The following is a 1,946-nucleotide window of genomic DNA, read 5'->3' as shown; positions in this document are numbered from 1 at the left end:
GCTGGCATCGTCCGGCAGATCAAGAGATTGTTTCAGCTCAGCGATTTGCACATGGGCCTTTCGGACATATTCTGGCCAATTCTGGTAGAAAGGATACTCTTTTCGTTGTTTAAACAGGTTGTCAAGCCATTGGATATAATCATTCAGAGATAAGTCACCAATAATCTTCTTGCCATCGCGGTACTCCCACTCCAGATAGACTTTAAGATGATTCAGAAAACGTTGCTCCATAGAGGTATCGTAATGGAACAGGGCCAGTAACAGGGACTGGAGGGTTTCGAGAGTTGGAGGATTAAGACCACGTACATAATCATTTGTTAGCCTCTCCAGAAAACTCAGCCGCTGCTGTGGAGTGTATTCCCGGCAGATTCGGTCAAATTCAACAACGTTTCCCGGGCAGCCGGCTAAAGGTATTCTCCTGAGATGTTCCAGAGTCAGAAAATCAAACGGGGCAAAAGCAGCCACCAGATAATTCATCATGCTCGGTGGCATTACCGGATTCAGAGGATTATCCATCATGGCAAAGGGTGAATAAGACCTCTCCAGCCTTGCCCCGCTCTGTAGAAGCAGCTCACATAAGCGGCAGGCTTCCTCCTCCTGTTTCCGGGTTTGCTCGTGCCTTGGTTTTCCGTTCCTGAGCATTTCGGAAGTCAGCAACATTCTGAGTAAAGATCGAACACCATTTTCATGAAAAAAACGCTGGTGAATGGGTAAGCCACTTTGTTTTAGTTCCAGAAGCTTCTCGTAGTTGTACGAATCGGGATCACTGACCAGATCGATGGCCTGTTGCAATTTTTGCCTGACATCTGGTGAGACGGTTAATTCCGAACTCAGTGCCTCTGCCCGCAAAGACATTGGCAGCAGATTCAAAATGGCTCTGAAATGATCTGGAGTTATGCCCTTTGAGTACGCAAAATCATTCAGGGAACGCTCATTCATGGTCAGGTATGGATTCTTCAGTTCATCATCAAAATAGACCTGTACCGAACCTGTGCGGTGGCAATAAATAACCAGAGGCAGGGGGGGAAGATTTAATGCACTTTCACACTTAAGCTTGTCCCACAGTAGATCGGAAATATTTATCTGTGCATCGTTGTATACGCAAAAGCATTTGATGTCTTCTTTGCTGTATTGAGTGAGCACCACTTCAGGGTAACCAGACGGCCTGGAATCATTGTCGAGTTTCAATTTTGGTAAACTGAACGTTCCGTCCGCTTGCAGATGTCCTGAGGTGAAACGAGGATAAACGCCCCAGATAACCGTATTGGCACGTCCAAGAAGTCCATCGTGCAATGAGTGCAGATCAGGCAGTAGTTTTGCTGGCAGTTTATCCGGATCTGCGCCCCACGCCAGATGCCGTGTGTGGGCATCACGTTTGTAGACATAGAGGCACTGGGGATTAACGACGCCTATCATCGATTCACCGCAGCTTTCTTCCACGGGCTCAGTGGGTAGCATTTCTCCCGGCAGGGCAAGGGTGAAAGGTCTTGGTGCCCCCTTGCCCAAAAAGTAATGTTGTTCTTCAGTCAAATAAATTCGCCGAAACGCCAAGCGCCCACTCTCAGCGGCCCGAAGTAGCTCTTGCCGGTCAGGCTCCCTCGGATGACAGGGTGACACCTTGCGGGTCGGTTGGCTGGTTGTCCATTGGCCGGAGGCTGTTATCGGCTGGGTGTCAGACTTTGGTGGAGGGCTCAGGCTCGCAGAGGTCTCCATTCCTTGGGCGACAATCATGGTAATACTCCTCTAAAGTTTATTATTTACCTACCTCCTTATGGGTGGATTTTAAGCTTTTGGAGTAACTGGCTGGCGAAAAGTTCCATTTAAATCATTCTGCATTCCCATCATTTCTTTGCGGTATTGCCCGTTATCTCTGGCATCAATGGCCGAATTGAGAAGGCCAAAACCTCGGGCCAAGCTTCCCCGCAAAGGCGTTTGTGCTGTGGTAG

At 48.6% G+C, this 1,946-nt stretch carries 1 protein-coding gene; it reads right to left on the bottom strand.

Annotated features, from left to right (window positions below; all coding sequences use genetic code 11):
* Positions 1-1,731 (bottom strand): hypothetical protein (locus KDK19_RS01860; protein WP_257291235.1); only part of this gene is annotated, 1,731 nt, incomplete at its 3' end.
* Between the last annotated feature and the right edge of the window lie 215 nt (positions 1,732-1,946).

Origin of the sequence: Endozoicomonas sp. ONNA1 (assembly GCF_024606325.1) — a bacterium.
Lineage (GTDB): Bacteria > Pseudomonadota > Gammaproteobacteria > Pseudomonadales > Endozoicomonadaceae > Endozoicomonas_A.
This window is presented reverse-complemented; position numbering and strand designations above follow the sequence as displayed.